This window comes from Caballeronia sp. LZ003, from assembly GCF_031451465.1.
GTDB lineage: Bacteria > Pseudomonadota > Gammaproteobacteria > Burkholderiales > Burkholderiaceae > Caballeronia.
Window position 1 is genome coordinate 1 of sequence record NZ_JARUXJ010000276.1, and the last position, 4,251, is coordinate 4,251.

Annotated in this window: 7 protein-coding genes and 1 pseudogene; 6 read left to right on the forward strand and 2 right to left on the reverse strand. The window is 57.9% G+C overall.

Annotated elements, in window-relative coordinates; all coding sequences use genetic code 11:
- The 5 genes and pseudogenes from QCE79_RS38930 to QCE79_RS38950 all read left to right on the forward strand — a co-directional run.
- Positions 1-211: pseudogene (locus tag QCE79_RS38930) on the forward strand (YdaS family helix-turn-helix protein); the annotation flags it as partial.
- A 319-nt stretch (positions 212-530) separates the two neighbouring features.
- Positions 531-791, forward strand: coding sequence for a hypothetical protein (locus QCE79_RS38935; protein ID WP_309854463.1), 261 nt, complete (start codon positions 531-533; stop codon positions 789-791).
- A 140-nt stretch (positions 792-931) separates the two neighbouring features.
- Positions 932-1,732: a ParB N-terminal domain-containing protein gene (locus QCE79_RS38940; protein WP_309854466.1), complete on the forward strand. Its 801-nt coding sequence runs from the start codon at positions 932-934 to the stop codon at positions 1,730-1,732.
- Between the two features lie 163 nt (positions 1,733-1,895).
- Complete coding sequence (locus tag QCE79_RS38945; protein ID WP_309854469.1) at positions 1,896-2,198, forward strand: hypothetical protein; 303 nt, start codon at positions 1,896-1,898, stop codon at positions 2,196-2,198.
- 2 nt (positions 2,199-2,200) lie between these two features.
- Positions 2,201-2,956 carry a KilA-N domain-containing protein gene (locus QCE79_RS38950; protein ID WP_309854473.1) on the forward strand — a complete coding sequence of 252 codons (756 nt, stop codon included), beginning with the start codon at positions 2,201-2,203 and terminating at the stop codon, positions 2,954-2,956.
- An 8-nt stretch (positions 2,957-2,964) separates the two neighbouring features.
- On the opposite strand, the gene QCE79_RS38955 is transcribed toward QCE79_RS38950, so the two are convergent.
- Together QCE79_RS38955 and QCE79_RS38960 are read right to left on the reverse strand one after the other, a co-directional pair.
- Positions 2,965-3,273 carry a HigA family addiction module antitoxin gene (locus tag QCE79_RS38955; protein ID WP_309854476.1) on the reverse strand — a complete coding sequence of 103 codons (309 nt, stop codon included), beginning with the start codon at positions 3,271-3,273 and terminating at the stop codon, positions 2,965-2,967.
- Positions 3,274-3,288: 15 nt separating this feature from the next.
- Entirely contained in the window at positions 3,289-3,567 is a 279-nt protein-coding gene (locus QCE79_RS38960) for a type II toxin-antitoxin system RelE/ParE family toxin (RefSeq protein WP_309854481.1), read from the reverse strand.
- A gap of 318 nt (positions 3,568-3,885) precedes the next feature.
- On the opposite strand from QCE79_RS38960, the gene QCE79_RS38965 reads away from it, so the two are divergent.
- Positions 3,886-4,251: Bro-N domain-containing protein (locus tag QCE79_RS38965; RefSeq protein ID WP_309854485.1), on the forward strand; the 366-nt coding region annotated here is incomplete at its 3' end.

Here is a 4,251-nt window from a genome sequence, read left to right on the forward strand (position 1 = left end):
AACCATTGGATATCTGCGTAAAGCGATCAGCGCCAAGGCCGAGTTCGACGTTCAGCTGTGCATCAACATCGAAGAACAGAGCAATGGTGTGGTGCGGTGTGAAGATCTGCGGCCCACGGTTCGCTGGTCATTTCTACGGAATTCAAGCCGATGTCGGCCGCTCGAGTCGCCTGCTTACAGGGACTGCAGTGTCACGGAGAAGTGGGGCTAACGCTTTGGCTTTTCGATGCAAGTCCCTTGACACGTTCGAAAAACCGCATGAAAACCGAATGAAAATCGCTCGAAAACCGGAACCGTGATCATTGAAGCCTCCCACAGCGGTCGCTCATCCAAGGGCCGCGTCGTCGCCGACGATCAGCTTATTCTTGGCGTCAAATCCATCGAAACTTTGTTGAAACCCAAGCATAAACAGGGAATGACGTCATATTTCGATTGAGTCACAGAGTCTCCGGCGCAAAAGTTGTGTCATGTTGCGGAAGCGTGATTTTGCCAGAGGCTTGAGATCCTACCTTGGCAAGAGGAAACCAAGAATGCACATCGAGCGGCACCAGCAAATGCTTAAAAATGCAACCCGCGAAACACTCGGAGCGGTTATCACGCAGATGAAGCAGGAACGTCCCGAGGCCTTCCAGATTGAAACCGGCGAAAACGAAACGCTGTCGCAACGGCGCTTTGCCTATGAACCAGCAACGCCACTGCCCATGGCGGGCTCCAACGTGACACGGAAAGACGCCGCGGAGGCGATACAGGAAAGTATGCGCAAAGCGTCGGAGCGGACAGTCAAACGGTAGGGCGGATGGAGTCTAGTCGCCTAGTACTTCTCGGTGGGTTAGTACAACTATTTATGCTTGACACAGGCCTCGCTGACCTTCGCGGCGATAAATCATGCGTTCGTGACTTCCTTAAGGGCGGGATCTGATGGATATGACCGATGGCAAAGAACTCAATCGACGCTTACGGCGCGTCAGGGAAGACAAACCTGCTGTTCTTCGACCCCGACAAGCTGGTGCTGGTGACGGATACGGCTTCGCCGCTGTACGACCCCCGCGTAGATTTACCCGTGAATGAGGACCTTGCTCGGAACATCGATTTCCAAGGCGTGCTTCAGCCGATCTCGGTGATGAAGAACACCGAGACGGGCGAAACGGAAGTTGCGGTTGGGCGACAGCGCGTCAAGGCGGCGCGCCTGGCGAATGAATGGCGGCGCGCGCGCGGCGGAACGTTGCTCCAGGTCCCCGGGCAAGTCCATCGAGGCGAGAGGCGCACGGCGCTAACCGCGATTATCAGCGAGAACGAGCTCCGGGAGGCAGACACCCCTCTTGGCCGCGCAGAGAAGATGCGCCGCGTGATGGCCTTCGGCTATAGCGAGACAGAGCTCGCGACGATCTTTGGCTGTTCGGCGGCCACGGTGCGGGCAACGCTCGCCTTGCTCGAATGCTGCGCTGATGTGCGCAAAGCGATCGAAAGCGCGCGCATCAACGTCACTCACGCCCGTCACCTTTCGAAACTGTCACCGGCGCAGCAGCGCGAGAAGGTTCGGGAGCTAGTTGCCGCCGGCGCGAACGTCGCTGGTCATGCGCGCGCCCGAGCGCAGCGCGAGGCGCTTGGCGAACGCACGCCCAGGATGCGAAGCCGTAAGGAAATTTTGAAGGAGTTGGGCGCGTCGTCGGGTGAACGTGCTGAGGCGTTGCACTGGGTGTTACAGACTGCAAAGCAGGAGGATGGTGAATGACGACATTGACAAACGAAGCCGGCTTCAACGCGCCGGCGGAGGCCAAGGATCGAGACGAAGCGGGGGCCTTGGAATCTCGAAACATCTGTCTCAGTTGCGGAGCAAAGCAGAGCGACGACGGCACTCTGCCGTGCGGTCACGACAACGGTCTGTAAGGTAAGCAATGAGCAACGCCATAAAACACAGCACTAAATGGACGAAGGATCTCGTTGCGCGTCGCGCGTTCGAGCTTGTCTCGTTCCGTGACGCGGTGCGTCGAGCGCGGTGGGATTATCACGACGCTTGCCGCGAATTCCGCTCTCAAGCGAGGGTCAGCGGCTATATCGACAAGAGCGATCCGAAATTCCATCTCGCGACGCGTAAGCAGTATCGCGTGCTGCACAAGGCACGGGCTGCGCTTTACAACGCACAGCGGCGTCTCGAAGCGGCGATGCGCCATTGCGTCGAGCGGCGCGAGGTGACTTGATCATGAATCTCGTTATCACCGACATTTCAGTTCGCGAGGCTGACGGCTTGTTTTGCTTGAATGATCTCCATCGTGCATCGGGAGGCGCGAACAAAGATCGGCCAAGTTTGTGGCTGGAAAATCAGCAAGCCCAGAAGCTGGTGGCTGAAATTGAAAAAGCAGGAATTCCTGCTATCCAATCAAAACAAGGACTTGGAACGTTCGTCTGCGAAGACTTGGTCTATGCGTATGCGATGTGGATCAGTGCGGCGTTCCATCTCAAAGTCATTCGCGCGTATCGAGAGCGCCATTCGGTTCCTGCACTGCCGAATTTCGCGGATCCCGTTTCCGCGGCGCGAGCCTGGGCAGACGCAACGGAGCGTGAGCAAAAGGCGCGCGCACTCGCGCAGCAGCAGGCTCGCGAACTCGAAGCGCAGAAGCCTGCGGTCGAATTCGTGGAGCGCTATACGAGCGCCGCGAAGCACGATTGTCTGACTTTCCGTGATGCTGCGAAGGCGCTGCACGCTAGGGAGCCTGAACTCAAGCAATTCCTTGTGGACTTGGGCGTGGTCTTCCTCGCGGGCAAGCGGCAGCGCATGGAGCCCTATAAGACGCACATCGAGACGGGCCGCGTCGAAGTTGGCGTTGGTGTGACGGATGACGAGCGCCAATACGCATTCAAGTTCTGGAAATTCACGCCGAAGGGCTTCGAATGGATTGCCGGCAGGTGGATGGCGCGACAAATTCACGAACGCGTTCTTGAGCGGTCGGAGGCGTAATGCGACATTCAGCAGTGCGCCGATTCGCGCGGCGCAATCTCTCGCTCAATGTTTCGAGCAAGGTCTCGCTCCGCGATTTTCATGTCATACATGAGCTGAAGATTCATCCAACTTTGGGCGTCGCCGCCGAAATATCGCGCGAGTCGCATTGCGGTATCAGGGGTGATGCCGCGCCGCTCACGCACGATGTCATTGATACGCCCGGCCGTGACATGCAGGGCGTTCGCCAAAGCGTTTGCGCTCATCCCGAGCGGTGCAAGGTAGTCCTCTCGCAGAACTTCACCCGGGTGCACCGGGCGCATTCCATTTTTGAACATTTCATTAGCTCCTGTTCAGTGATAGTCAACGATCTCAACGTCGGCGGGACCATTTACCGTCCACGTGAAACAGATTCGCCACTGACCGTTAATTCTGATGCTGTACTGATTCGCTCGGTTTCCCTTGAGACTCTCCAGTCGGTTACCCGGCGGAGAGCGCAGCGCATCCAAGGTTACCGCTGCATCGAGCGCGCTGAGCTTGCGTTCTGCGGTGGTCAGGATGTTTGCAAAGCGCGGGATGCGGTGGCCTTCAAAAAGCGCTTTCGTGTCGGCGCATCGGAACGATTGGATCATGCTGCGGATTGTATGCTGTTTGCCGATAAACGGCAAATTTCGGGCTTGACCGCTTCCCACCGCGCTGCCTATACTTCGAGCATCGCTGAAACAACAGCGGTCGGGTTTGACAGCCCGGAGAACACAAGCGCACAACCGCGCAACGCGGTTTTTTTGTGCGTAACGCCTATGCACGCCTCTCTCAATGGGCGGGCCTTGGCGGGGGAGCCTTCGGGCTCGCCGGTTTCTTGTGTTCCCGGTCTGTCAACCCTGTCATGTGCCCGCCCACCCTATTTGACAGTAGGGAGCGGGTTTTTAACCCGAACACAAGAGGCCGCCATGCGTGCCAACACCCTCGCTCGTCCTGAGCAAACGCAATCCCTTTCCTTCCAGAACTACCGCTTCGACGTTATTGACCGTGACGGGCAGCGTTGGCTAAGGTCCCCGCAGATTGCGGGTGCCTTGGGATACAACCGCCCCGATCGGCTATACGACCTATACACGCGCAACGCCGCCGAGTTTACGTCTAGCATGACCGCCGTTGTAACGCTCCCCACAGCGGGTGGCGATCAGCAGGTACGCATCTTCTCGCTCCGCGGCGCGCACTTGCTGGGCATGCTCGCTCGCACCTCGAAAGCCGCTGCATTTCGCCGGTGGGTATTGGATCTTCTTGAGCGTGAAGCTCAATCCGCAGAGTCGCGCAAG

Coding starts and splice junctions, on each gene's coding strand:
- QCE79_RS38935 (WP_309854463.1), top strand. CDS start 531: ATGCACATCGAGCGGCACCAGCAAATGCTTAAAAATGCAACCCGCGAA.
- QCE79_RS38940 (WP_309854466.1), top strand. CDS start 932: ATGGCAAAGAACTCAATCGACGCTTACGGCGCGTCAGGGAAGACAAAC.
- QCE79_RS38945 (WP_309854469.1), top strand. CDS start 1,896: ATGAGCAACGCCATAAAACACAGCACTAAATGGACGAAGGATCTCGTT.
- QCE79_RS38950 (WP_309854473.1), top strand. CDS start 2,201: ATGAATCTCGTTATCACCGACATTTCAGTTCGCGAGGCTGACGGCTTG.
- QCE79_RS38955 (WP_309854476.1), bottom strand. CDS start 3,273: ATGTTCAAAAATGGAATGCGCCCGGTGCACCCGGGTGAAGTTCTGCGA.
- QCE79_RS38960 (WP_309854481.1), bottom strand. CDS start 3,567: ATGATCCAATCGTTCCGATGCGCCGACACGAAAGCGCTTTTTGAAGGC.